Annotated in this window: 17 protein-coding genes and 2 pseudogenes; 14 read left to right on the top strand and 5 right to left on the bottom strand. The window is 55.1% G+C overall.

The features are described from left to right. A pseudogene (locus AC07V8_RS25010) lies at positions 1-537 on the top strand (hypothetical protein); the annotation flags it as partial. After that, positions 537-1,043 (top strand): hypothetical protein, encoded by a 507-nt coding sequence (locus tag AC07V8_RS25005; RefSeq protein WP_494681018.1) that lies wholly within the window; start codon positions 537-539, stop codon positions 1,041-1,043. The pseudogene AC07V8_RS25010 and the gene AC07V8_RS25005, both read left to right, overlap by 1 nt. An 87-nt stretch (positions 1,044-1,130) precedes the next feature. Here the strand turns inward: AC07V8_RS25005 and AC07V8_RS25000 are convergent, their stop codons facing one another. Next, entirely contained in the window at positions 1,131-2,096 is a 966-nt protein-coding gene (locus tag AC07V8_RS25000; protein ID WP_494681019.1) for a BPSS1187 family protein, read from the bottom strand. 280 nt (positions 2,097-2,376) lie between these two features. Then, the gene (locus tag AC07V8_RS24995) at positions 2,377-2,682 is read right to left on the bottom strand and encodes a hypothetical protein (RefSeq protein ID WP_494681034.1); all 306 of its coding nucleotides are present in this window, start codon (positions 2,680-2,682) and stop codon (positions 2,377-2,379) included. A 447-nt stretch (positions 2,683-3,129) separates the two neighbouring features. Between AC07V8_RS24995 and AC07V8_RS24990 the strand changes: the two genes are divergently transcribed. The 11 genes from AC07V8_RS24990 to AC07V8_RS24940 all read left to right on the top strand — a co-directional run bounded on the left by AC07V8_RS24990 (position 3,130) and on the right by AC07V8_RS24940 (position 24,364). Further along, entirely contained in the window at positions 3,130-5,070 is a 1,941-nt protein-coding gene (locus AC07V8_RS24990) for a defense against restriction DarA-related protein (RefSeq protein WP_494681020.1), read from the top strand. A 5-nt stretch (positions 5,071-5,075) separates the two neighbouring features. Beyond that, positions 5,076-11,927 (top strand): SNF2-related protein, encoded by a 6,852-nt coding sequence (locus AC07V8_RS24985; protein WP_494681021.1) that lies wholly within the window; start codon positions 5,076-5,078, stop codon positions 11,925-11,927. A 12-nt stretch (positions 11,928-11,939) separates the two neighbouring features. Next, positions 11,940-12,362: a hypothetical protein gene (locus tag AC07V8_RS24980; RefSeq protein WP_494681022.1), complete on the top strand. Its 423-nt coding sequence runs from the start codon at positions 11,940-11,942 to the stop codon at positions 12,360-12,362. A gap of 271 nt (positions 12,363-12,633) precedes the next feature. After that, positions 12,634-15,279 carry a type VI secretion system Vgr family protein gene (locus tag AC07V8_RS24975; protein WP_494681023.1) on the top strand — a complete coding sequence of 882 codons (2,646 nt, stop codon included), beginning with the start codon at positions 12,634-12,636 and terminating at the stop codon, positions 15,277-15,279. Between the two features lie 14 nt (positions 15,280-15,293). Next, positions 15,294-17,096, top strand: coding sequence for a lipase family alpha/beta hydrolase (locus AC07V8_RS24970; RefSeq protein ID WP_494681024.1), 1,803 nt, complete (start codon positions 15,294-15,296; stop codon positions 17,094-17,096). Positions 17,097-17,119: 23 nt separating this feature from the next. Next, complete coding sequence (locus AC07V8_RS24965) at positions 17,120-18,403, top strand: T6SS immunity protein Tli4 family protein (RefSeq protein WP_494681025.1); 1,284 nt, start codon at positions 17,120-17,122, stop codon at positions 18,401-18,403. Positions 18,404-18,423: 20 nt separating this feature from the next. Beyond that, on the top strand, positions 18,424-18,687 hold the full coding sequence (locus tag AC07V8_RS24960; RefSeq protein WP_494681026.1) for a PAAR domain-containing protein: 264 nt from the start codon (positions 18,424-18,426) through the stop codon (positions 18,685-18,687). A gap of 47 nt (positions 18,688-18,734) precedes the next feature. Then, positions 18,735-19,511, top strand: a complete 777-nt coding sequence (locus AC07V8_RS24955; protein ID WP_494681027.1) for a zinc-ribbon domain-containing protein — start codon at positions 18,735-18,737, stop codon at positions 19,509-19,511. A gap of 126 nt (positions 19,512-19,637) precedes the next feature. After that, positions 19,638-21,176: a hypothetical protein gene (locus AC07V8_RS24950; protein ID WP_494681028.1), complete on the top strand. Its 1,539-nt coding sequence runs from the start codon at positions 19,638-19,640 to the stop codon at positions 21,174-21,176. Continuing rightward, positions 21,163-21,993 carry a hypothetical protein gene (locus AC07V8_RS24945; RefSeq protein ID WP_494681029.1) on the top strand — a complete coding sequence of 277 codons (831 nt, stop codon included), beginning with the start codon at positions 21,163-21,165 and terminating at the stop codon, positions 21,991-21,993. Before AC07V8_RS24950 ends, AC07V8_RS24945 begins: the two co-directional genes overlap by 14 nt. Before the next feature lies 1 nt (position 21,994). Further along, complete coding sequence (locus AC07V8_RS24940; protein ID WP_494681030.1) at positions 21,995-24,364, top strand: lysozyme family protein; 2,370 nt, start codon at positions 21,995-21,997, stop codon at positions 24,362-24,364. Between the two features lie 47 nt (positions 24,365-24,411). Here the strand turns inward: AC07V8_RS24940 and AC07V8_RS24935 are convergent, their stop codons facing one another. The 3 genes from AC07V8_RS24935 to AC07V8_RS24925 are packed head-to-tail and all read right to left on the bottom strand — an operon-like array spanning position 24,412 to position 25,695. Continuing rightward, a complete protein-coding gene (locus tag AC07V8_RS24935) occupies positions 24,412-24,864 on the bottom strand; it encodes a hypothetical protein (protein ID WP_494681031.1) in 453 nt (150 codons plus the stop codon). Further along, a complete protein-coding gene (locus AC07V8_RS24930) occupies positions 24,861-25,358 on the bottom strand; it encodes a helix-turn-helix domain-containing protein (protein WP_494681032.1) in 498 nt (165 codons plus the stop codon). Before AC07V8_RS24930 ends, AC07V8_RS24935 begins: the two co-directional genes overlap by 4 nt. Further along, entirely contained in the window at positions 25,288-25,695 is a 408-nt protein-coding gene (locus AC07V8_RS24925; RefSeq protein ID WP_494681033.1) for a type II toxin-antitoxin system RelE/ParE family toxin, read from the bottom strand. Before AC07V8_RS24925 ends, AC07V8_RS24930 begins: the two co-directional genes overlap by 71 nt. A gap of 253 nt (positions 25,696-25,948) precedes the next feature. Here AC07V8_RS24925 and AC07V8_RS24920 point away from each other — a divergent pair. Continuing rightward, a pseudogene (locus tag AC07V8_RS24920) lies at positions 25,949-26,199 on the top strand (hypothetical protein); the annotation flags it as partial.

The following is a 26,199-nucleotide window of genomic DNA, read 5'->3' as shown; positions in this document are numbered from 1 at the left end:
ACCGATCCCAAGGCGCTGGCGAAATGGCTGGTCAAGGACAGCCCCTTGAAGTTTGAATGCGACTGCGGCCGTTTTACTTACTGGTATCGCTATATCGCCACCGTGGGCGGGTTCGTCAAAGGCCGACAAGAAGCCGCGTATCCCAAATTACGCAATCCCAGGCTCAGCGGCGTGGCCTGCAAGCATGCGCTGCGGGTGATGAAGGAATTCAGCAGTAGCCTGGCCGTGCGCGGGATCGTGGCCGGCATGGTGGAGCGCGGACAAAAGGGCGCGATCAAGCAGTCGGCGGTGATTGCGCAGACCAAAGCACGAGAAATCGCAGCAGCACAAGCGCGTAAAAATCGCGCTATCCACGTCAAGCAGCCGAGCAAATCTGCCGCAAGTCTGAAGAGCGCCGTGATAGCCGCGGCCAAGAAAGCGGATAAGGCGGCAGGCATGGCGGTCATTGAAGCACAAAAGACATTGCAAAAACTCAAGGATGCCGGTCAGCTCTCTCAGGCGGACTTTGATGTGATCACGATAAAACTGAAGGGTTAATGATGCTGCACTCCGTACCAACGCAAATCAACAAGGCAGCGCGTAGCGTCACGTTGCGGCATCCAAATGGCATTCCGTGTCACGCTTTTCGGCAGCGGGTATTGCGCCGGGCAGACAACAGTATGGGCGGCATGCCGACGCTGGGCGGCCTTGGCGTGTTGGATTCGTCGGATGAGCCGGATGTCGAGTGGGAACTGCTGGGTGACGCCAAACTGCTGATCGTAGAAAATTTCCAGCCATCGACGGTGGTTGATCGCGGCGATGCGTTGGATAACGCCGAGCCGCAGATTGTCGCGTTGATTGAGGCATTGAGGCCGGTAGAGGATCCCGCGCACTTTACGGCAAAGACCAAGGACGTGCTATACATGCTGCTGCATGCGGAGGTAAAAATCGCCTATGAGGTTGTGGCGATCGACGGCGACATCAATATCGCACCGTATAGCAGAAAATACGTGCTCCATAAGCGTGATGCGCTTAGCTACATCGATGGATTCAGAAATGAGTAAGTAGGCAGCACGTATACCGACACCTGCAATGTCCTGCATGGCTGAAAGAGACAGCGGGCGCGAATTCGATTCGCGCCGCCTCCGCCATTACAATCTCCCAGAACGACCGTCCCCTAACATTGTGAGCCAGATAGGTTGATAAATTGGATTGCGCATACCTTCAGAATGATACGGATTCTTACCATCGATCGTCATGCTTGATAGTAACGGCTGATTCAATTCATAGGTATGTTCGATAGGAATTCCCAAGGCTTTATAACTTTGGGCCAGCGTTTCTGCCATATTCTCTTTCTGATGATACGTGGCGTACCAGCGATTCGCTGGGGTATTTTTGGGTCCGAAATACCAAGTTGCGATTTTTTCCGGTGCTGAATAATCCCAACCGCCTGAAAAAGAAATGACCCTGGCTACAGTTTGCCGTTGTCCCAAATATTCCGCCATGCCTCCACCTTGAGACTGTCCTGATACCGCAAATTTATCCCACGTAATCTTCCCATCGTGAAGGTAAGCTGACCAATGGCCATTTGGATCAGATTGGATAAGATATGTGAGCAGCATCGTCAGTCGATGGACAATAGCATCCTGCGGCTGATCTGGAATACCCGAAAAAGCATTATCACCGTAAATACGTTTTTGTCGGAATTGGGCAGCACAATTCGGGTTTCCAGCAATGACTCTAGGAGCGCATGTCTGCGCCACCGCGGGTTCAGTGATATAGGAAAGGGCAATGACTCGATATCCCTGCGTTAGCGCAACATTAAAAAAAGCGACCGGCCCCTTGGTTGTGGTAACACTTGGCGCCTTGCCGCCTGTTCCCGGTAGCCAGAGCAATATCTTGTTATCTTTAAGCGCCGGATCATAATAAACATCACTTGGCGCATTCCATGCACTTATAGACGGATCAGTCGCACTTGGCGTGATTGCCAATCGCGTATATTTTGCTGAAATCGGTTGAACAGTAGGATTGTTGTTAATTACTTTGTCTGCAAAGCAGTATCCTGTGCCAGTAAAAAAAACTACTATTCCTGCGCAGATTTTTTTGAGAGTGTTCATATAAAAGTTTGCCTTAATGTGATGCAGTCGATTTTCGCGCGAACTCTGCACTGCCTGGGGGGCTTGACGTTGTTGCGAATTGCGCAAAACCAGTACATTTAGCGGGGTTGCAGGCGTGGGGCGACACTCAAAAAAAACCGCTCACCTTGCGGGAGCGGACTCAATGCGTTACCCGGAATCAGATAAGAACGCTATTCGCCATAGGGCTGCCCAAGAACATGATAAATAAGGGAGGACGATTCGTCCTCGTCATTCTTATGACGAATATAGGGCAGGTGAATTACTTACCAATTTGCCGGCTAACAGCATTTTCCTGCTGATTCAATGTCCCTTGCTCCTGTTTGGTAATGTGGCCACCGTTCTGTGCCGCCATACTGCGTTCCTCTTGTCGAATTTGTTTATCTTCAGTATGTAATGCTTTCGCCTGGCCGCGCGTTATCTCACCTTCCTTGACCTCGTTATGAATGCGCCTGTTTTGATTTTTAAGGCGATTGTTGACCTCCTCACGACGAGGATGATTTTTTTGCCAAGTGGTATCCGCGTAGCTACTGGTCGCAGCTGTGGCGAATACACCTAATACGGCCATCAAGGCTGCGGCTTTACTTAGATTTCTTACAGTCAGCATGATAAGTCTCCCAAGGTTTAACTGTGGTGATAATGCGGCCTCAGTGATAAAGGCCACGCTCGTATCAGCGTTCGACTGTAATGGAGCGTTGACGCATAAGATGTATCGATTGTGACAAATTGTATCCATTGTCATTTTCAATGGTCCAAAATATCAAATCGCAGGTGTCCTACCCAAGGCCCGTTATAGACAAACAACACTATGGGAGAGGTATTGAACCTGGCGGAGCGATTGACCAGCATAGCGTAGTGCCGCCGGCTCCTTCTGATAGTCATTCTGATAGTGCAGAGATTGACGGCGTCGACTTCGGAAATTTCATTAGCGGAGTTGGCAGCAATTGACTATTGGAAAACACCCCTCAAGTCGCTCTCTCGTTACCCCTATCATGCACTTCAATGAAGGGGATACATGGACGAATTCACGCGCATCGAAGCCGACGCCCATCGTGGCGCAATGGGGCACAACCATCTGCCGGAGCCGACTCAGGCGCAGAAACTGGCGGGTAACTACAAAGTAGGCAGAACAACCCTTCACGGCATGGCGATCGCCATCGAGCAGCCGCGCGGATCGTTTCGCTCCGGTGTCGATGCTGTCGGCCGCCCATGGCGGAACAGAATATCAGCACATTACGGCTACCTTGTTGGTACGACCGGCAATGATGGCGACGAGCTGGATGTGTTCATCGGCTATTTCCCAGAATCGCGAGCCGCCTTTGTGATTAACCAGATCGATCCGCAGACCGGTGCCTTTGATGAGCACAAAATCATGCTGGGCTTTCCGGATGCGCAAGCAGCATCCTGCGCCTATCTGGAAAGCTATCACCGAGGCTGGCAAGGGCTGGGTGACATCGTCCCGATTTCCATTTCTCAACTCACATGGTGGGCCAAGCATGGCAATCACATCAAGCCGATCAATGCGGCGACGCTTCCAATTTTAGGGTGCGACACTATGAATAAAGTATTGTGGGACGGTGAGTCTCCCATCGGCAAGACCTATGACGGGCTGCTGTACGACATTCGGCGCCACGATGAAGACGGGTTGATGTACGACCCGTTGAGCGTGGCGGATATTCTGGATGACGCGGAGGGCGTCTATACCTTCGATGCGTTGGTGACGCCATTTGCGAAGCTTGAGCGCAAGATGCAGGTCCTGCAGAACGTCATGGAACGCACCGGCGGCGACGTCAAGCCGGTCGCCATGCAGATCACGGAGCCGTTCAAGCAGCGCGGAACAGCCAATGTAGCGGTGGTCTATGAGTTGTCGGATGGGCAGACACTCAGTATTTTCTTCCACAATCCAGACGTGACGCCGCAAAAGATCACGCCTACGGATGATCTGATTTCGTGGAAGTGGATGCTCAACAAGAAGGACGTGACGATTGTTGCTGCGCCTGAGCGCGGCGTCGATCTGAACGTGCGCGAGGTGGCAAATCGCCTTATGCGCTTAGCCGAACGGAATTCAGCCACATTCCAGCGTGCCAATGCAAAGCGTTCGGCGCGCATGCAGGCGATTGAGGCATTGAAGGCGGCAATCACGGAAAAAGAAGCCACTTTAGCGCGGTTGCAGCGGGAGCTGGAAGTCAAGCGCATCGAGAAGGAGTCTACGCCCAGTGTTCCGAATAGCATCGGCACCGCGCCGGTGGCACCTATCTCTGATCCTGTCGCCGAACCGATCACTGAGCCAGCTCCTGGATCAGACCCAGAACCAATCGCCGTAGTCACGACACCACCTGAGTCTATCGTGGATCCTGCGTCCATCGAGACGGGTGAAGTTGTGCCGGACGAGATCGTGACACCAGAGGTCATTGAAGCGTCGGAGGGCAATAATCCAGTTCTTGAAGGGGAGGTGTCGCCGGCGGTTGCCGACATTGTTCCTGCCGCTCCTACTGTCGCAGAAATTGAGCCAGTAGCCGAAGCCGGCCCAACTGTGGCGGAACCGATGGCAATGGCGGATCCCGTTGTGGATCCTGTAGAAGAACTAACGCCAGTTCCAGAACCACAATCGGAGACCGAATCGCCAATAGTTGCCGAAGCCGAAGTTATTCCTGCGCCGTTGGAAGTTACCCAAGAGGCCGTTGCTGAACCTGCCGTGGTGAATGAGCCGATGCCGGTTGAACCATCCGCACCCGCTATTCCTGAGCCGCCAGCCGAAATGACGGCAGACGAAGCATTTCTGCAGTCTGTGATCGACGGCGAGGTCGACATCTTTGATCCGGCGCTGTCGGCCAATATCGAAGCCATCCTGACGCGCAATCCCGATAACGCCGAGATCCTTGCGAAATGGCAGCGTGCCGTTTCCACCTACACCGCCGCCATGATGGCAGCAGCTTCCCAAACACTGAGCAATTGAACACCATGAACCAAGTATTAACTGTAGGTGCTGTAGAAACAAGTGAAATTTCCCAGGCGCCAGTAATTCTCGATGCGGCGTTTCAGCAGGCCTGGGAGGGGCAGCGTAGCGTTGTCCCGGTGGATGCCGAATTCGTCACCCAATTCATCTCCGGCCGGCAGATTCAGTACCGCAATGCGCCGGCAGCAGACGCCCTCTACGAATACGCGACCTATGCGTTTCGCGATGGCAGCGGATTTGTCACGATTCAAGACGCATCGGGCAACGAACTGTCGACTATCGAGGTGCGCGCGGTCGACGTGCCTGAATACCTTCATGGCTTGACCGACCCGAGCCTGGTGGAAGGCGCGCAACTGGATGACGCCGGCGGCTCGCTTGTGTCGTTGCGCCTGACTGCCGAATTGGGGAGCCTGGTGGTGCAGTACAGCAAGCTCAAGGGCAGCGACCAGGTAGCGGATCAGCTCGCCATGTTGAAGTTGGCCGCGCGCGTGAGCGAGATTATGGCGCTGCTGGGCCGGGCGCAGTTGTCCGACGCCGCGGACAGTTCCGACACTTCCTCCTATTTTGAGTTCGATGAGCACATCAAACCGTCCGCGCGCCAAAAGAAGAATAAGGCCGCCATGGCGTTGCTCAAGCAGGTTGATGCTGGTCAGATCGATGCCGAGACATTGAGCGCGGAACAAAAAGCCGTCCTGGCCGGGTATTCCGGTAACGGTGGCGGCATGACGGGCGCCGATGGCAAGACCGGGAGCCAATACGAGTATTACACGCCGAAGCCGCTTGCCGAGGGTGTCTGGTCCTTGATGGCCGACATGGGTTTTACGGGCGGCAAGGTGCTCGATCCTGCCGCCGGCACCGGCATTTTCGGGGCAACCTCGCCGCAACATGCGGTGATCGATGCGGTGGAGCTGGACACCACCTCCGGCCGCGTCAATCAGCTGGTTAACGGCAGCGCGCGCAATCACGTCACGATCAGCGCCTTTGAAGCTGTGGCGGCCAATACGCCGGACGAGATCTATGATGCGGTCGTGACCAATGTGCCGTTTGGCGACAACGCCGCACGCGGTAAAGAAAAGCTCAAGGATCCGCGCTATCAAAGCGAATCACTGGAAGCCTACTTTATTCTGCGCTCCTTGGAGAAGCTACGCCCGCGTGGCCTGGCCTGCTTTATCACCAGCAAGGCTTTTGTCAGTAGCGTCAATGAGCAGAAGCTACGCTACAAGGCGTCGTTGAAGGCCGAATTTATGGGGGCATATCGCTTGCCGAACAAGATGTTCGATGCGACGGGCGCCGATGTGACTACGGACGTGATTGTGTTTCGCAAGTACAGCAGCGAAGCCGCCGAGAAGATCGAGGAATTGCATCAACAGGATCCCGATAAATTGCACGAAGCCGGCGTTCTGTGGGACGAATTTCTGGCCGGTGGCTATTTCAAGGGGACTGGCCGGCGCTTTATGTTGGGCGAAACAGCGATGGACAAGGGACGATTCGGCGAGGTCGAGAAGGTGATCAGCGACGACAGCATTGGCAACATCTCGAAGCTGTTGCGGCGCTTTGGCGAGTCGCGCATCGATTGGGACAGCGTGAACGCCGCATCGACGCTGCCGATCAGCTATAGCGAGGGTGATGCCATTGCGGTCGCCGGTCGCACGATGGTTTATCAGAATGGTGTGTTTGCGCCTGTGAAACAGTCGCCGGCGGATACCGAGATGCTGGATATTGCCGATCGCCTGTATTCACCGTTGCGCGCGGTCACGCAGGCCGCATCATGGAGCGACGCCAGCCGTCTGTATGCCTACATGATCGAGAAGGCCGATTATCAGGGTATGCCTGCCTGGGTGAAGGATTGTGTCATCGGCATCGACAATGCGGTCAATCTGAGCGAGCAGGCGGCTGTGTTCGATGTCCTTAAAACCGCGCTGGCGCTACGGGACGTCGTCAATCAGCATGCGCCGGAAGAGCCGTTCAACTATGCCGAGGTCTATCCGCAACTGGGCGAGGCGATCAAAAGCCAGGTCAAGAGCGTCAAGGCCGTGCCGTCCAGCGTGCCGAAAGCGTTGCGGGATGCTGCGGCACTCCTGGGCATTTGGTACAACGTCAAGACCCGTGCCTTCAGCAATCGCTGGATGGGCACGTCCCTGGCTGAAGTAGCGGTCGCCGAGCTGGCCCCCACCCAGAAATACGAGCGTGCCAAGTATGAACATGCCGATGATGCCGGCTTTATCGCGCTGGCGTACCTGAAAGAAGCGCTGGGTAGCGACTTCGAGCCGATGGCCGGCGACGCCTGGTGTATTTCTCCTGACGGCCAGAGCGCCATGTCCGCCGAAGATTATTACGCCGGCAACTATGCCGATTTCTTGAAGCGCAATACGGCAGAAATCGAGGCGGTGACGGATCCCGCCATCCGCGACAAGCTGGTGCGCCAGCGGCAGGCCGCCGATGAACGCCTGGTGAAACCGGATGTGTCGGCGCTGACGATGAACCTGGCGACGCCATTTGTCGAGATCGAGCGCAAAGCCGAGTTCTTGCGCAAATACTTGCATCCGGGCTTTGCCGTGGTGTCCAGCGCGGACGGGCCGGTGATCGGCTTCGAGGGGACGAAGGGCAAGATGGCGGATGAGGATTTCCGTAATCTCAAACGCTACGCCGAATACGTCAAGAGCGGGGGGCTCAGCACCCGCACCAAGCAGGAAGACAAGGCCATCGATTCGACCCTGGAGCCGGTGCGTATCGAGCGACTGAAGCAACTTATTACCCAGACCAACCAGAAATTCGACGCCTGGACGAAAGCCAGTACCAGCATCCAGGCCAGCCTGAAGTCGCAGTTCGAACGTCCAGACAATTTGTTCTTCCGCGAGGTGGACGATACGACGCCGTTGGAAATTCCCGGTTTGAACCCCGCATTTCAGCCGCATGGCTACCAGAACGCCACGATTCGCCGCTATGCCAAGCGGATGGGCGGGATACTGGGCTTCGATGTCGGGTTAGGTAAGACGTTTACCTCATTGACGACCGTGCAGCACATCCAGAGCATCGGCGTGAAGAAAAAAACCTTCTTTGTGGTCCCTAACTCGACCTTGACCAACTGGCAGAAGGAAACCAAGAGCTGTTACGCCTCGACCGACGATTGCCTGTTTGTCGGCCTGGAGATGGCCGCCGACGGCTCCACCCAATTGAATCCGGGTAACTACGCCCGCGACCTCAATATCGTCCTGGAAAACCGCCATCGCAAGATCTTTATGACCTTGGAAGCGTTCGCCATGATTCCGATGCGCACAGCGACGCTGGAAGAGTACGAAAGCCATTTGAAGCAGCACGACGCCTCCTATGACGGCGATGAGACCAAGAGCAAGGCCGCCTCAATCATTAAGGAAGGCAAGTTGGCCGGTGTCACGAAGTCCGGCGGCAAGGGTTCGGCGGCCGTGCCGTTCTTCGAAGACATGGGCGTGGATTCGTTGGTCTTCGATGAGGGCCACACCATGAAGAACAGCAAGACCACGGTGGACTTCAAGGGCGCCAAGTTCCTGTCGGCGCCAGTGACCTCCGACCGCGGCCTCGATGCGCAGATTAAAACCTGGTATGTGCGCGGTAAAAGCAAGCTGGGCGACGGCGTGCTGGTGCTCACAGCCACGCCGATCACGAACAGCCCATTGGAAATCTACGCGATGCTGACCCTGGCGGTGGGTGAACAGGAAGTCAATCGGCGCATGGGCGGCGTGCGTGGGGCGGATGCTTTCATGGAAGCGTTCTGCGACATCACGGAAGAAGAAACGACATCCCTTGCCGGGACCGAGCGTCTGTCCCGTGTTTTCCGTGGTCTGCAAAATACGGCGCTGCTGCGCGATGTGCTGGGGCAGATCGCCAACATCAAGACGGCGAAAGAGGTCGATTTGTCGATTCCGGAGGCGCAGGAGCTGCCCACGGCGGTCGAACTGCCGGAAGCGATGACGGAGGAGCTGAAGCGCATGCAGCGGCTGTACAGCACAGCGTCGCGCTTCGTTCGCGAAAAGCCTGTTTCACCGCATGAACAGGACGAATTGTTCGTGTATCTGCAACAAAGCCGCGAAACGCCCGAGCTGGTGGCGCACCCATTCAATTTTATTAACAAGGTCAGTAAACTCATCGCGGATCCGGAAACCGCGCGCCAAACCTCGGTCTATCTGTTCCCAGCTTCACAAGCCGAACTTGCCCAGCAGGCTGTCGATCAGTTCAATGGCAAGAAAGTGACGGAGGAGCGAAATCGTCCTACCTTGATGCAAAGTGACGATAGCATCGTAAAACGGACGATCAAGAAGGGCGGCGGTGACGGCGATGGCGCCGATGTCGAGGTGCTGACGGTCCGCGTCGTGGCGACGATCGATGGCGACAAGATCGTGATCGATACCGAGTCGCAGTCGACCCAGAATGTATTCCTCAAGATCGCGGCCGCTCTCAAATTGGACTTGGATGTCACGATCCCGCCCAAGCTGGCCGCGTTCCTGGTCAACTTCCAACAGGAGCAGGCCGCGCCCAAGGCAGGCGGCAAGGCGAAGCAGTTGGTGTTTTGTGACATGCTGGCGCTGCATAACAAAATCCGCATCATGCTGGGCAAGCGCTGCGGCATTCCGTCTGGCGCAATTGCCATCGTCAATGCCGAGGCGATCAAGGACGCCGGCCAGATGCAGGATGTGCAGGACGGTTTTAATGCGGAGGGCGAGCAGAATCGCTTTACGGTCGTGATCGCCAACAAGAAAGCCGAAGTCGGTATCAATCTGCAAAAGGGTACGCAGGCGATTCACCATCTGACGGTTGGCTGGACACCGGACAGCCTACATCAGCGCAACGGGCGCGGCGTGCGCCAGGGGAATCAACTGCAAAGCGTGACGATTTATCACTACGATGCCGACGGCACCTTCGATGAGTACAAGCGCGGCATCGTCAGCAAGAAGGCCGACTGGATCGGCGAGCTGATGTCCGGCAAGGGGAACTCCGTCAAGATCGCCGGCGGCATTTCTAATCAGGACGTGGAGATGCTGGCCGAGGCTGCCGGCAGTGCCGAGGGTATGCGTGCGGTACGGGAAAAAATCGCCAGCCGTGAAGCGGTGGAGCGGCAACGTAGCGCCAAAGACGCATTGACGGCCAATCTGTCGACCATGATGGCGCAACGGGAAGTGGTGGCGCGCTACCCGACGGTCGGTATCTACCTGGGTGAGCAGGTAGCCGATGCGGCTGAAGCTTATCTGAAGCTGACGGCGGTGAAAGGGCGATATGCGCGCTATGCCGATGCCAAGGATCCGGCGCAGACCGCGCGCGCCGCCGAGTTGCTGTCGAAGGCCCAGGCGGTATATGACCGGATCGCCAATCCGATCAAGGCAAGTATTGCGATTGCCCCAGATAGCCGTCTCAAGACGTTGGAAGAGGCATTTGGTCAAACGAGCTGGGTCGAGACCGCGCGTGGATCGCAGGTAGTCAAGGGGATCAATCGCAACGGGATTATGAGCAGCGTTGCCAGTTCCGCCGGCGGCAATCGTTATACCTCGTTTCAGTTCGCCGTCGTTGATGAGTCGCCGATTGCGCAAAACTGGGATGCCGAGACGACGACGGCTCGCGTGCTTGCTGACGAATCCGAAGCGAAGGCACTGAGCCTCTGTGCCGATGCCGGCGTCTCGCTGGGCCGGATTGAACAAGCTAAAACCGGTGAGGCCAAGATTATCCGCAATCAGATTGTCGGTACAGGGGACTTCGTGATTGATCGCAAGGACCGCCTGTGGGTTGTGGAAGATGGTAAGACGAGTAGCGTGCGGTCGATCGATGCCGAAGCGGCGAAGCTCCAGCGCGCGGATGAAAGTATTGTGTTTAGCGGCAATATCATTACCCAGGAACACCCGGATAATGCCGTCTACCGTGCCACGGTGCTGCGGGCCGCGGCTGTCGATGATGGGCTGATTGCGCGCGGTCAAGGCGGCATGAATGCCGCTGCAATCGGACTTTTGTATTCGGCGTTAAATGCAGATGTGAAGGCCGCCTTGAAGGTGGGGCCGAGGATTAGCGCGCTTCCCGACGAAGTTACTTTGCCGGAGCCGATGTTTCCACTCGTGCTGAAACAAGGGGCGGACCAGTCTTTGCCGCTGATCAAGCGTATCGTCGCCGAGCAGGAGGGGAAGGTTGAATACGTCACAGATCAGATTGGCGCCGTCCGGGTGTTGGTGCCGGATGATGCCATCGTTGAGCGTTACAGCAAGCCGTCGTTAGAGAAAACCGCCAAAATGCTGGTCCGGTACGGCATTGCACAAGGGATGAAGGTCAGTGCGGCCGCGCTGAAAGCTTTCCATGACGAAGACGACGCGGACTTGGTTGAGGCGCTGGTGAGAGCGGTCAATGGCGTGATCGGCACGATTGACTACGCCGCGATGGTATCCGCCATCGAGGTCGCCACCACGTCGGAGGAGTTGGTGTGGTTGTGCAAACAAGCTTATATGTCCTATTATGCGGCGCTGGATTGGGACGACCCGGCGATCAACGCGCATTATGCTGAGACGTTTTCGGTCATGGTGAATGCCGCTTATCGTCGTAAATCCCTGGCGCTCACGCAGCCTGCACCGACGCCGGCGGCCGAGATGCCTGCCATTACCCCGTATGATGCGCAGGTGCCTCAGGACAAGTATGTTGCTATCATCGGGAATACGATGGCATTCAAGGATACGATCAAATCGGTTGCGCTGACGATGGGATTCAAGGCCATGTTCCGAGGCAAGTGGCCTTCCAGGCAGCTACAGAGCGCGCCGGTCAATTCGTGGGTAGTGCCGCGCGAGGTCTATGAAACGATCTTGCGTGACTATGCGGATCAGGTTCGCACCTACAATATCTCCATCGCTTAACAGGAAGTACACATGCAATTCGTTAATTATTTACCTGATCAGGTCTACCTGGCTGACAAGCTGGCAGACCACCGGGCCGAATTTGAAAAAAATAATCCCGGCCAATCGCATAGCGAGTTCATGGCCAGGTTGGCTAACAAGATCGTGCGCGCCGCGCCGCAGAATTATCTGCGCTTCGGACCTTACTGGTGGGCGTTGAAGGCGGCGCTGATCACCAGCGGCTATGCCTATTCCGGCGAACTTGAGCCGATGATTGCCGGCACCTACTGCGGCCTGAATGAAAAAGGGGAGCTCGACGCTGACATCACAATCGTTGCCGCTTTTGAGTTTGCGGAAATGTACGACGCGACCCAATTTCAGGGCGTGCGGCAATTCGATCTTTTCGGCAATGGCGAGTTTTACGTGTTGATGGATGAAACTGTTGAGCTTGGATAGGCGTAGCGCAAATGCAGGTGAGTAGGGTAAAGCGAATGCCGGATCTTGGAGTCCGGCATTTTTTTTGGAAGAAAAACCAATAAAAGTAAATTTATGGCCGCGAAAATGTGAATTTCATGACTTCCGGGACTCTTGGGCGAGGCGCGCGGCGATTTTGTTGTTTGTCTTTGTGAAATATTGTCTCATAACAACAAAATAGCGATTATGACAATTAAAAGCTGCTACTATCCAAGCTCAAATCTTTCCCTCTAGGAGTTTGGTCGTGTCTTCTTTGCTCACCAATATTGCCAACCCGCTACTGCAATTTAGCCAGGAGCGCCGCATCCTCCGAGTGAGATTTGCCTCGAACGCTGGCTTCTCTGCCGACGCCTTTCTACCCCATCAGCTTGCGGGCAGCGAGGGTATATGCGAGGCGATGGATTATCGCTTGCGCTGCCTCACCACCGATATCGGCGTACCGCTTAAATCGCTGATTGGCGTGCCGCTGTCCATGTCGATAGAAAACGACCAGGGCGGCCAGCGCAACATCTGCGGGATCGTCACCGGCGCATCGGAACTGGCGGCTGATGGCGGTTTTACGCTGCTGGAGCTGCATATAGAAGACGCCCTGTCGATCCTGCGTCACCGCAGCACTTGGCGCGTCTTCCGCAATCAGTCCATCCGTGACGTCACCGAAACGATACTGACGGAACACCTCCATCGCAATAGCGTGCTGGCGCGCTCGTTCCAATTCAGCACTGACGGCCTGAAAGAAACCTATCCCGCACGCGAATTCAGGATGCAGGCGGGAGAAAGTGATTTCAACTTCCTGACTCGCATATGGCGCCGCGATGGCATCTGCTGGTATTTCAGCCACGCAGTCGATGGCGACTCGCCGGTGCATACCCTGCATTTCGCCGACTCACCCGATACCTGGAAAGACAATCCTGCCAGCAGCGTCCGCTTTCACCGCGCCGACGCGACCGAGAGGACAGATACCATTACCGCCTTCGAGGCGCACCGGCAGTTTGTACCTGGTGCATACCAGGCTGCCAGTTACGACTACAAGGCTACGCGCAACAACAGCGCCACAGAAACATCCGCGATCAACCAGGGCAAAGCCGGTAATGCACTGGCCGCCGGCCTCACCCAATACCACTACGCCCCGCCGCATGCGGCCGACAGCCAGGAAGAGTTCGAGCGTGTCACGCGCAAGCAGATGCAAGCCTATGAGCACCATAGCAAGCATTTCTGCGGTGAGGGTGTTGTCCGTGCCTTCAGCGGCAGCATTGCGACGGTGTTTGCGCTCACCGGCCATCCTGAGATCGATACCCATCCGCAGGAACAGCGGCGCTTCGTGCTGACCCGCATCGAGCTGTCCGCACGCAACAACCTGCTGCTGGACTCAACGGTGCGCAATGCATTACATCTCGACGTGGAAGGCCCGGTCTATAGCAACCGCTTTGAATGCGTCCGCACCAATATCCCTATCGTACCGACCTACGATCCGGCCTGCGTGCCCAATGTCGGGCCAATCAGCGTCCGCGTCACCGGCAGCGGCGATAAAGAAATCGATGTCGACGATCAGGGGCGCATAGCTGTAAGGTTCTTGTTCACTTTGCCTGAAGAGCACGCGAAGACTGGCGCGTCCGATACTGCCAGTGATTCAGCACGCCTGCGGGTTGCTTCGCCCTGGGCCGATGCCGGCTTCGGCGCCACCTTCTGGCCGCGTGTGGGCAGTGAAGGAGTGGTTTTCTTCCTGCAAAATGATCCAGATAAACCTGTGTTCATGGCGAATATCAATAACGCCAGCAGGACGCCCACACGATTTTCCGGCAAGGGATCATTGCCGGGCAACTCAGCCCTGTACGGGATTCGCTCGAAGGAAGTCAAGGGCACCGGCTTCGGGGAGCTGCTGTTCGACGATAGTACGGGCGAAACCAAAACAAAATTGTCGTCTGAGCTAGGCGCGACCCAGCTGAACCAGGGATGGATCGGTCATCCCCGTACTGACGGCAGTTCCGAGCAGCGGGGGGCGGGCCTAGAAGCGCGCACAGATTTGGCGGGCGCCATCAGAGCTGCCCAGGGACTGTTGATTAGCACTGACGCAAGGCCCAATGCGAGCGGTCAAGTATTGGATCGGCAGGAACTGATCGGTCAGCTGGAAACTGCGCTGGCCATCGCTAAGCAACTGGCAGAACTTGCTACCACCCATGAGGCCGGCGGCACCGACACAGCTCCTGCGCAGAAGCTCGTTGACCAGATCAAAAACTGGGATGCGGACAAACCGGGTGGCGCGGCAGCAATCGCCGTGTCTGGCGCGGCTGGTATCGCTGTGTCCAGCCCTAACTCAATCACGACTGCCGCCGGCACCAATCTGGACATGATCGCAGTCCAGGACGCTAATCTGAGCGCAGGTCGCAAGGTGCAGGTCCGGGCCGGACAAGGCTTGTCGATGTTCGTACCGCAGGAAGATGCGAAATTAATTGCTGCTACCGGCAAGATCCAGGTCCAGGCGCAGGCCAATGAAATGGAGCTGGGCGCCGCCAAGCGCATGCACGTCTATTCGCTGGAGTCGCTGTTGCTGGAGGCGCCGCAAATTGTGCTGCGTACCGACGGCGCGGAAATTGTCATCGGTAACGGCAAGATCACGATGTCATCGTCGGCGCCGGTTGACGTCAAAGCGCCGTCATTCAACTTTGGCGGCAGTGGCGGCGGCAATACAGCTCTGCCGAATATGCCGCATTCGACGCTGGCTACCGATGAAAAGATCGCGTTTTCCGGGCGCAGCGGCAAGGGCCGCGAAAACCTACCATATGAAGTCCGCGACACGGCCGGCGCTGTGCAGGATGCCGGTAAATCCGCTGCCAATGGCGCCACACAAAATACGATCACTGACAGCGTCATCAAGGCGTTGACCGTGCATCTGAAACCTTGAAGGCTCGATAAGACATGAGTGAACCTGTTCTCCCAGAAGCCACGCGCCGACTGACGCTGCAATTCGACAAAGACGGCGAACCGACCTTCGCCACGGTCTGCAGCCCTAAAAGCTTCACGCGTAGATCCGTGGCCATCGTGCCGCCGCGTCATGTGATTCCCGTGATTTTTGTGCCGGGTATCATGGGGACGAATCTGCGCGGCAATGCGAAATCCGATGGCTATAAGGGTAAATCGGCCTGGGAACCGCCTAATGGCAAAATGGCTGGCTTGGGGGAAGGCGGTTCACGTGCGTTCCAGAGCGCGGTAGAACGGCAAAAGCAGATGAATCCAGATACCACAGAAGTGGACCCGACTGGCAAAGTGGCGTTGCCGCGTGGCGTGGACACGCTTACGGCGGAAGAGGCGCGGCGGCGAGGATGGGGGGAATTGCATTGGGACAGCTACGGCCAGGTATTGGCAGAACTTGAGCGCGCTCTCAATGATCAATATGTCAATCCAGGCGCCAAAGAGCCGATAGAAATGGATGTGTGGAAATTAGCCAAAACGTTAAAGAAAGGGAAGCCCGGTAAGGAGGAAGATATTCTCAAGACCTGGAATCCAATTAAGGGGGATGCATCTGCTCTGACCGCCGATGAATTCACACGCCTTGATGACTACTATTATCCGGTGTGGGGTTGTGGTTACAACTGGCTGCAAAGTAATGAGCAATCTGCACAAACGTTGCTGAAGCGCATCGATGAGGCGCTGGCTTGGTATGGTAAGACCAAATATTTCATCCCGGAAGGCAAGGTCATCATCGTCACCCATTCGATGGGCGGTATGGTAACTCGCAGAGCCGCGCAGTTAGGCGGTGACAAAATCCTTGGCGTGGTAAACAGCGTGCAGCCGGTAGGTGGTGCGCCAGTTGTATATCGCCGCTTCCGTGCTGGGACAGAGGTCGGTGGCGTGCTGGATATTCCGGGCGCAGTGGCGGCGGTAATTATCGGATGGAGTGCAGCAGAAATTACCTGTGTTATGGCGAATTCTCCTGGGCCGATGGAATTACTACCAACAAAACATTATCCGCCAGGATGGCTTCACATGGAAAGAAATGTTGACGGAAAGCGCGAGACAATTTTCAAATTGCCGGTGTCCGACCCTTACGTCGAAATTTATTCCAAAACAGCGCAGCAAGTATGGTGGGGCATGATCGACGTATCATTAATTGATCCGGCGGGAATCGCTGAAAAAAATGATACGACTCCAATTAAAATGTATCGAGAGGCGCTTAAGGCAGCGAGCACATTTCACGATAACGCCGGACTTTATTGTCATCCAAATACCTATGCCCACTATGGCGCCGACAAAAAGCAAATCTCTTTCGGAAGTGTGCATTGGATCACTTCCGCAGATATACCCAATAACATCATGGACGGGTTACCAGGGCTGCAATCAGATAGTTGGACTAAATATGGTAAGGCACAAGTCGGAACTGAAAATGACGGTATAAATTTCAAGTTACAAGACAAGGCAAAGCCCCAAAGCGATGACGATCCGGATGCCGGCGATAGTACTGTTCCTATCCAGTCTGCCGCTCTCGTTGGCGAAAATGCGACGCATGTCTTTAAAATGAAAGGCTTTGATCACGCCGCAAGCTACAAGAATGAGAATGTCATCGAGAATGTGCTGTATTGTCTTGGGAAAATTATTCAGGGGGCGATCCCTGCTAAAGACTTACCACAAAATAAAGGAGAAACATGTTCCGCTCCCGCCCCGGCCTCTGCCAGCGACTCGTCCGAATCGGCTTCGCAAGCGTCGCCTGCTTCGGCCTCTTGATTGCTAACGCCAAGGAACCTGTGATGAGTGAAACAAAAACGTACTGTGTTGGTCGCTTCCTAGTCGATGCGCCAAAAGAAGCCGAGATCAATGGACAGGGTTATGAGTTCATGTTCGCCAGGATTGAATCTGAACAGACATCGATTGATGCAAAGGGCTTTGCCGCCCGTATGGAACAACGTGAGGCTGCACTCAAGGCAATTAATCCTGATAAAGCCAGATCGTTGAAAGAAGCCTTTTCGGTAGGGAAAGCCGGCAAGGTATTGGTGACTTTTGAAAATATTTTTGGCGATAAAGATTACGGCTTTGAAGCATACAAGTTAGATCGTGACCGCTTGTTTTCTCTAAAGCAGAAAAACTATGATGAGGATGTTTTTCTCAACAAAATCTCTAATCGCCTTAAAAATGATCTGCTGCCCAATCTACGCGCTCGCGCCACAGAGGAAATTCCTGCCGAGCCCGGCTTTTGTATCGAGAATGGCTTCATCGCTGACGATGGCAGTAAAGATCAGGCCGAGTACGGTCAAATCGGTTTCCGTTTCAAGGCCTGGCCGGATGTTCTCATCGTCTTTACAGCGAGGGAGAATGGAAAGAAACTCGATGACACGCTACTTCAACGATATGCAAAATCGCTAATCCACACGGAATACGCGGACGTCATTGGTCGCATAAAAACATTCCGCAAAGGCGACCGCAAAGTCGGTCCGTTGGCTGGCGAAGAAATAGTGCAGGCATATCCGACCGATGCCGGTTATTTTATTCATCAGTTTGCCTGGGATTCACTTGGTCAACCCAATGCGGCATTCTCGCCGAATGTCCATGTCGAGATGTTTACCGGCCAGGGCCATGCTGGTGAGCGCACTGTTCGCCCATCGCTGACGGATGATCAGGCGATTAAACTTTTTGACAGTGTCGTCAACTCCATCCGTCTGCGCCCAACAGGCCCGGCCAAAGTCAGTAGCGCGGAGCCGACACCATCGTCGCCGCAAGCGCCGCTGGGTGAGGTTGTCGCTACCGGCGCAATCTGTCCGCAGACCGGCTGGTGGCAATGCGTCGAAACCGGGAATATTGATGGCGGCCGTCGACGTTTCTTCAAGTCCGGCGAAGTGATGCCAGCCGCGGTTCTTTTCGGCGACACCAGTATGTGGCAAACGTTACGTGGTCAGCGGCCTAGCCACTCCCTAAACACTGTGTGGTCTCTGGTCGCCTATCAAGAAACAGCAGTAACGCCTATTGCGGCAGCCGTTAAAACTGATGTGGACGGAACGCCGGGAGCCTCACTCCCTGGCGACCCGACGCCAGGCTAACTAGCGTAGATGGAGGCCACATGCCAAACGTAATCAGGCTCGGCGATGCAACGGACCATGGCGGCAAGGTCGTCTCGGCTAGCGCTCCTTTCATTGTTGAAGGAATCGCGGTGGCCCGCGTTGGCGATACCTGCACGTGTCCGATCCAGGGACATACCGTTTGCGTCATTGTCGAGGGCGACCCAAATTTCATGGTTGGTGGACTGGCCGTGGCGTTCGACGGGCACAAAACGAGCTGCGGTGCGACTCTGATTTCCAGCTTGTCGAATTTTGGTAAATCTTAGTCCGCGTAATGCTCAGAAGCGAACATCTACAGTTAGCAATCGAAGAAATGCAGCGGATCGCCAGCGACCATGGTGGTCGTTGTTTGTCTGAGAGCTTCATTAGTACCTCGGTTCGTTTGCTTTGGCAGTGCGCCAAAAAGCATCAATGGCGCGCGACGCCACATAGCGTCAAAGCGGGGAGCTGGTGTCGTCTTTGCTACTACGACAGGTTGCGCGGCAATCTGGAGAAAGTGCAGGCACTCGCACAGCAGCGTGGTGGTCAGCTGCTGTCCAAGCGCTATGTGGATTCAACTTCAAAATTGCGTTGGAAATGTGCGAAAGGCCATACCTGGCAGACAAGTGCCGCGACGGTCACCTGCGGGCGGTGGTGTCCACATTGTCATGTTGATACCAAACGCGGCACAATTCAAAAAATGCAGGAGCTTGCCGCAAGCAAAGGCGGATATTGCTTATCAAAGACCTACGTCAATAACATCACTCATCTGCGATGGAAATGCGCCGCCGGCCACGTCTGGAGCGGAGTCCCGGAACGTGTGCGTAACCATTGGTGTCCCAAGTGCAGCTTTATACGCATGCGTCTGGGCATCGACAAAATGCGTGAGGTTGCGCAAGGGCATGGTGGTCGCTGCTTATCCGACACCTACACCAATGTGCTGACACCCCTGAGGTGGCAATGTATTGAAGGCCACACTTGGGAGGCCAGGCCGCAATATATCCAGAAGGGTTCCTGGTGCCCAGAGTGCCGTCGTATCGCCCAGGACAAACAAAAGAAATCGGACGTTAATAAAAAGAAAAAAAGATTCACTATGCCCAAGGTGCTTTAAGCCATGGAGCGGGCAGTCATATAGGTTTTTGGCGCCGCGTTTACGATTGATGCAAATGGAAACCATGAAAATGCCGACCTGAGTTTGTGCCTGACAATGCTGAATACAGACTATTCAGAGCGGCACATGGCAAAAGACACTGAGAAGAATGCGCCCGGCCTCTTCGGCAAAATGGGCACGTCGGCAAAAAAATGGTTTTCCGGGAACGTCGAGAAAGTGGACGACCTGGGCAAGGATGACCCCTACGCCTTTGACTTCGGGGCAGCATCGCAGTCTCTCCTAGGCACAGGCCGTCGCGCCGCCCGCATGCGCGCGCAGATTTATCAGAAATGGTCGTTTATGGAAGGCGACCCGATTGTGTCAGGCGCGCTGTCGCTAATCGTCACGTCTGCACTCGGCGGTCATGAGACGACGGGCAATACGGTCTTCATCGAAAAGAAGGCCGAGACGATCAAAAATATCAAACTCGCCAAGATGGTCGATGAGATCGACGCCGCCTTGACGCCCAAGCTCAACCAAATGGCGCATTGCATGGCCTATAACGGCGCGACCTTCGGCGACAGCTACGCGCGCCCCTACGTCGATAGCAGCGGTATCCGTGAATTGTATTTCGGAGAAATTGTCCGGCCGCCCATGGTGCAAGCCTACGAGAAGGGTAACCGCACCGTAGGGTACATGGTGTATTCCGGCGCCAAGGCGATTGAGCGGCTGGATACAACGCAGCTACTGCGCCTCAAAATGCCGCGGCTCGTCTGGGTGCCGCAGTTTGCGGTGCAGGATAAGGTCATCAAAATGGCCTTGTCAGAGAATGACCTGGATGAACTGCCGATCCTGCCGTCGATGGTCGGCGGCTCCTTCTTGCACCAGGCGGAAGAAGCCTACGATCATCTCTACGCCTCATTGCTTGGCTTGATCGGCCAGCGTTTTGCCGATTCCATTGATGAGCGGGTGCTGGGATTCAATGGTGACGGCATGACGGCGGACCAGAAGAAGAAATTCGGCGAGGGCGTCATGACCATGCTGAAGCAGGCCAAGCAGCGTGCGCAGTGGGCAATTGAACACGGCCAGCCGATTCTGGAGAAATTCACCACGGTGTTGCCGTACCACGGCGACAAGCAACTCACCAATCTATCCCAGCTGGTCGGCGACTCTGGCCGCAACGGCGAACTGTCGATCGAGGACGTGATGATGCATGCGCGTCTCCTGGGCGGCGCGCTGGGGGTAGACCTGTCGATGCTGGGCTTCGCCGATCAGTTGTCCGGTGGGCTGGGCGATGGCGGCTTCTTCCGTGTCAGCGCCCAGGTCGCGGAAAAATCTCGCATCATCCGTGGCGCACTGTCTGATTTCTTCAATTCCATCATCGATCTGCACACGATGCATCGCTACGGGATCGTGTTTTCGGAAGAAGAGCGCCCTTGGAACATCAATTTCTATGGTTCGATTTCGGCCATGGAGGCGGAAAAGCAGCGAACGCGCCTGGAGTCGGCGAACTCCGCCGCTATGTTGGCACAGGTCATGTCTCAGATCAAAGAGATGGGCCTGGATGAAAAGACCACCGCCATGTTCCTGGCGAAGCAGATGCTGCTAGACGAAGATGAGGCGGCCGCCTACGCTAAGGCCATGGCTGCTAAAGCTGTTGAGGAGAGCGACATTGGGGCTGTTTGATAACGTTGCCAATCGCATTGCCTTGCCGAAGAGCGCCGGCGCCATTGCTGCCATTGGCCAGGCCAAGAAGTATCTGCCGCCGCGCTTGGGCGCCCTGGTCAATACGGGCTTGGGTGTCGGCAATAAGCTGCTGAGCGGCGATCTCGGCGGCGCTGCGTTCTCGGTCCTGGATTCGGGGCTGCTCGCCAATTATTTCCCGCGTGTGGACGGCCTGGCTGCGTTGGCGGCATATTGGGCCACGCCGACACCGCTCTTGGGTGGTATCACGCCGGCGGAAGCCAAGGCGATATTTGATGAATGTTCGGCAACCCGATATGCCAAGAAAAACCTGTTTCTGGTCGAAGTCACGGATCTGATGCCATCCAGTATGGAATCCCTGGTCTCGAAGCTGATGACCGGCGACGGCGCCAGTATGTTTAATTTGTTTGCGACCGAAGTCAATTATTCGCCCTGGACGATTACCGGCGACAAGGTGCGGGTGGGATCGGGCTCAATCGACTCGGTGCATAGCCTGGAATCTGTCGATCTGCGACTCACGACCATGGACGATTCGGTGGGTACGCTCAAAAAATGGTTTGAATCGAAAGCGGCGGCAGCGACCAAGCGGGACGGCTGCGTCGGCGTGCCCATCGAATACCTGGTCAAGATCCGCATCTTGCATTCGTTTATCACCGATGCCAGCAATCGCGGCGGCTACGAGAGCGTTCTATATATGCGCCCGGCCAGCATTGAATTCGACCTATCGCGGCGAGACGACACGGTGCAAGAAATTCAAATGACGTTCTCGCAGTTCGATTCCTTCTTTCCGGTAGCCTGACATGACCATTCAATCCGATAGCTTTGGCTTCCTGGTAGGTGATCCTGCTGATTGGGGTGAGGCGCTAAAATCATGGGCGGCTATTCAGGATGACGTGCGTGGCATTCGCCAGGCGCTCACCTCAAGCGTTGCTGCCGCTAAACGTGCCACTCAGAGCAGCACGGCCCCAGTTCTTGCACTACCACGCCGTCAAAGCGCCGCGGCTGCGAAAGTGGTGCAGATCACCTCCAGGGCGGTTGTGCAGCCTACGATGCCGTTGAAAACGGCGATCGTTAGTAAGGATGTGCTGCGGGCGGCCTTTCCTACAACTGTGCATCGCGATGCCAATGGCCGGTTCGTGCGGACAGATCGGGCGATTACGCCAAATGCGCCGCGCGCCGGGCAAGGTCAGCTGAGGAAAAACAATGGAAAGGGCGAAAGCGGTAATAGCCGCTCGGCTGTTTCCAGCAGAATTGGCACCGTGGGCGCCATGGCATCGAATGCCATCGACCGCGCGCCGGATGTCGATCCGGCTATTGCGGCAGCCAAGGAGCTTAGTACGATTGTGACACCGATTGGACGTGGTTTCGGCAAGATGCTTGGCCGCGATGGAGAAGAAAAGAAGAAGACGGTGTGGTTTAAGCGACTCTGGACAGAGGTGCGTGGGTTGCGTCGGGACGAGACCGAATTCAGCAGGGCACAACTGCGCAAGCTGACCGCGATTGAGAAGAAGCCCGCCGCCGGCAGCAGCTCAGGAGGATTGCTGAGCCGTTTGGCGCCAAAAATTCCCGGACTCGGGATGCTGGGGAATTTGCTTGGCAAGGGTGGTAAGGGGTTGTTCGGGCTCGGTAGAGGGTTGTTCCGACGCTTGCCGTTGCTGGGGGCAATGCTGGCGGGCGGTTCTGCGCTGGCCAGCATGTTCGGTAGCGATGATCCTGACAAAACGCCGGCAGAAAATCGGAAAGGCCGTTTTGCCGGGGCCGGCAGTGGCATCGGTGCGTTGATTGGCGGCGGCATAGGGCTGGCTTTTGGCGGTCCGGTTGGCGCGATGATCGGCGGTTTCATTGGCGACAAGCTGGGTGAAGTCACCGGCGAATGGCTATCCACCTTTGACTGGAAAGAGATCGGCGGCAAGATCACGGCAACCTGGGATGCTGGCGTTCAGAAATTCAGTGACGGCTGGGATGCGATTACGGGCTTTTTTAAGGATAAATTTGACATTGCCAGGAATGCCGCCAATGTGGTGAAGGATCTCACCGTTCAGGCGGGAACCGCTGCTAACGAGGTTGTCAAAGAAAAAACTGGTGTTGATGTCAAGGCGAACGTGACCAATGCCGCTACGGCAGTCAAGAATACGGCTGTTGCTGCTGTGGAGACTGTCGATCAGCATGTGGTCAAACCAGTGACGGCCGCCGCCGGCGCCGCTGCCACTTATGGGCAAGAACGTGTTGCCAAGATGGCCGCACCGATTGGCAGGGTGGTCAATGAGCGCTGGCAGGCCGCGAAGGACTACCTGGTCGGCGGGGCGAGCTCCGCTGGTGTCGATCCTGGTGTGGTGGCGCAGATCGCGCATTTCGAGAGTGGTTTTAATAAGGACGCCGCCCCAATTCAGAAAAACGGCAAGAAGTTGTCGAGCGCCCACGGCTACGGCCAATTTCTCGACGGTACTTGGACCGACATGGTCAATAAGTATGGTGGCAAGTATGGTGTTGATGGCGCCGGGAAACTGTCGAAGCAAGAGGCAGAGAAATACCGGAGCGATCCTAAAATTCAGGCTGGCATGCTGGCTGAATTTACCCGGGAGAATATTGCAAAGGGGAGGAAGCTCGGCGGTACGGACGACGCGGCGAACGTTTACGCCTATCACAATCTTGGCGATGGCGACGCCGGCCGCATTTTAAAAGCGGTGAAAAATAATCCAGAAACCTCTGTGCGGGATGCGCTGGTGGGCGGTCGTGAGGTCAGTGATAGCGAGCGCTTGCGGATTGAGACCGTCATCAAAAACAATAAAAATTTATATGGTGACGGGACGATCTCTGCCAGCGTTGCCTATAACAATATGGGTAATAAGATGCGCATGGGCGAATTCTTTGCGCAAGGTGCGAGGGCGATGCAAGCGAAGAGCGCCATTCCGTCGCTGGCGGGGCCGTCGCAAGCAGCAGCGGTGCCGAATATCTCTGCCATTCCGAATATACCGACCGCGCCTGCTGTTGCGAAGATGCCGAATATTCCCGAGATCGCGTCAATATCGCCGGCGACACAGCTCAATGCCAAGCCGTCGAGCACGTCGGTGACGGTAGTGGCGCCGAAGTATGATATCGGTCAGGATGTGCGAGATAGGGGAATTGCCCACCTCGCGACAGGTGGAATTTGTGGCAGTCGATGGACTTAGATAAGATGCATTCATTGAGTGGATGCATCTTGTCACAGCAAGGGATGTTAAGCAGGCGTTATATCGGTCAAAACAATTTGAAAGGCCGGCGTCATCATTTCTTCTCGCTCCGTGATAGCGACGACTTGCAAGGTTCCTGATTTTTCAACAGTGAGTGCCTGCAGGTGAATAATGGCCCCGTAAAGATGAAACATCGCTGCTGGATTTTCGATGGTTTGCGATATTGAGAGAGAAAGGGCCTTGGATGGCATTTCTATTTCGTGTCGTAGTTCTCCATCATGCAAGATACGAAATTTTAATGATTGAAAAGGATCTTCCTTTGGCGTCTGTGCCGTGATGACGACGTGAAGTTTGGGTAATTTTATTGTATCAAGGGCTTGAGGCGAACGCTCTACAGCTATCCCTGAATTATAAATCCCAGCATAAGTCATTTTATTGCCAAGCTCTGAACGAACATCATCACAATAGAGCACATTGACAAAACGTGGGGTTGGAATCACTTTGCAGACCTCGCGGATCTCACGCTGATTATTGCTTTGGTAATTATTTCTGGTGAAACATTGAGCGCAGTAGCCAACTTTTCTAAAGTGGATATCTTGATATCGTCTTCACCCATCTCGATGCGTGCCACGTAAGGTTGTTTACATCCCATGATTTCCGCAAGCTTCGATTGTGAAAGTCCTTTGCTCAAGCGTAATTGCGTTAACGACAGTGCGGCATTTTTCTCAATCTCTTTCCCTAGCCGTCGTCTGGCACGTTGTAACGCCTCTGCTTTGCGCGGATCTGCTTCCCATTTAACGATCAATTGTTCTATGGGCTTACCTGGAAGATCAGTAGGTCGCTGTGGCGCGGACATGTCTACTTCAGCGTGAAAATACTGCATTGCGACAATGCCTTTAACCCTAGCGGTATTTTGATCCACCTCAATAGGAAGGAATACCGAGCTGTTCGTAATCGGACTTAATACGGAGAACGATGGGGTGGCTAGTGTCATAATTAAAACTCCGATGGACTACTGCTAAAACATGGACGACATCACGCTGCGGATGATGCGCGTAGATGATGCGGTGTGGAATAAGTCCCCCATCAGCGTCCCAAAATTTGAGGAGATAAACGGTCAGTCCCTTGTTCCACAACTCTTCAAAACGCTTCACTTCGTATTCCGGGTTGTCGAAACAACGATAACCTCGTACCGTCAGCGTCTTAGCCATATGTGGCCCAGCTTCCATTTCATCAAGCAAAACGGCAATCGCTGCGGCGGCATCCGGATCCGTATCCCAAAGCTTATCGAGATCATCTTCGGCGGCCTTGTGGACCTGGACTAATGTCATTATATATAACTTTGAAGTTATTGGTTAGATGGGATTTTCTATCGTGTCAAGATCTAAAATTATTGTTGTAGAGTAATGTATATTTGCTTATTTATCAATTAAAAGATTGGAATTGGTATTTTTGAGAGAGTGTGGGCTGTATGTACCAACTGAGTTGTTAGCCTGGTGCCAGGCATGGAAAATGCCCCCGTTCGAAGCCCTCTTGAGCCGGTAAAGTTAGGTCCATCATCTAACTTACCCCCATGAGGGCACCATGACCGTATCCAATCCCGCCTACCTGCAGAGCCTGTACAACACCACCCGGGCGATGGGCGACAAAGCCATCTCCAGCGACGCCGCCTTCGAAATCGAGGGCTTTGAGCAGATGTGGCTGCTGACCAAGCAGTTTCCGTGGCCTGAACTGTCCAGCGCCGGCGAAATTGAAATTCCCATGCCGCTCGGTGCGGCCAAGTGGGAGCCGCAGCAGGTCAAAATCAATCAGCAAGGCCAAATTACCTTGATGGA

This window comes from Collimonas sp. GW821-FHT02H07, assembly GCF_059421505.1.
Note: the sequence above shows the minus strand (reverse complement) of the source record. Positions and strands in the feature narration are given on the sequence as shown.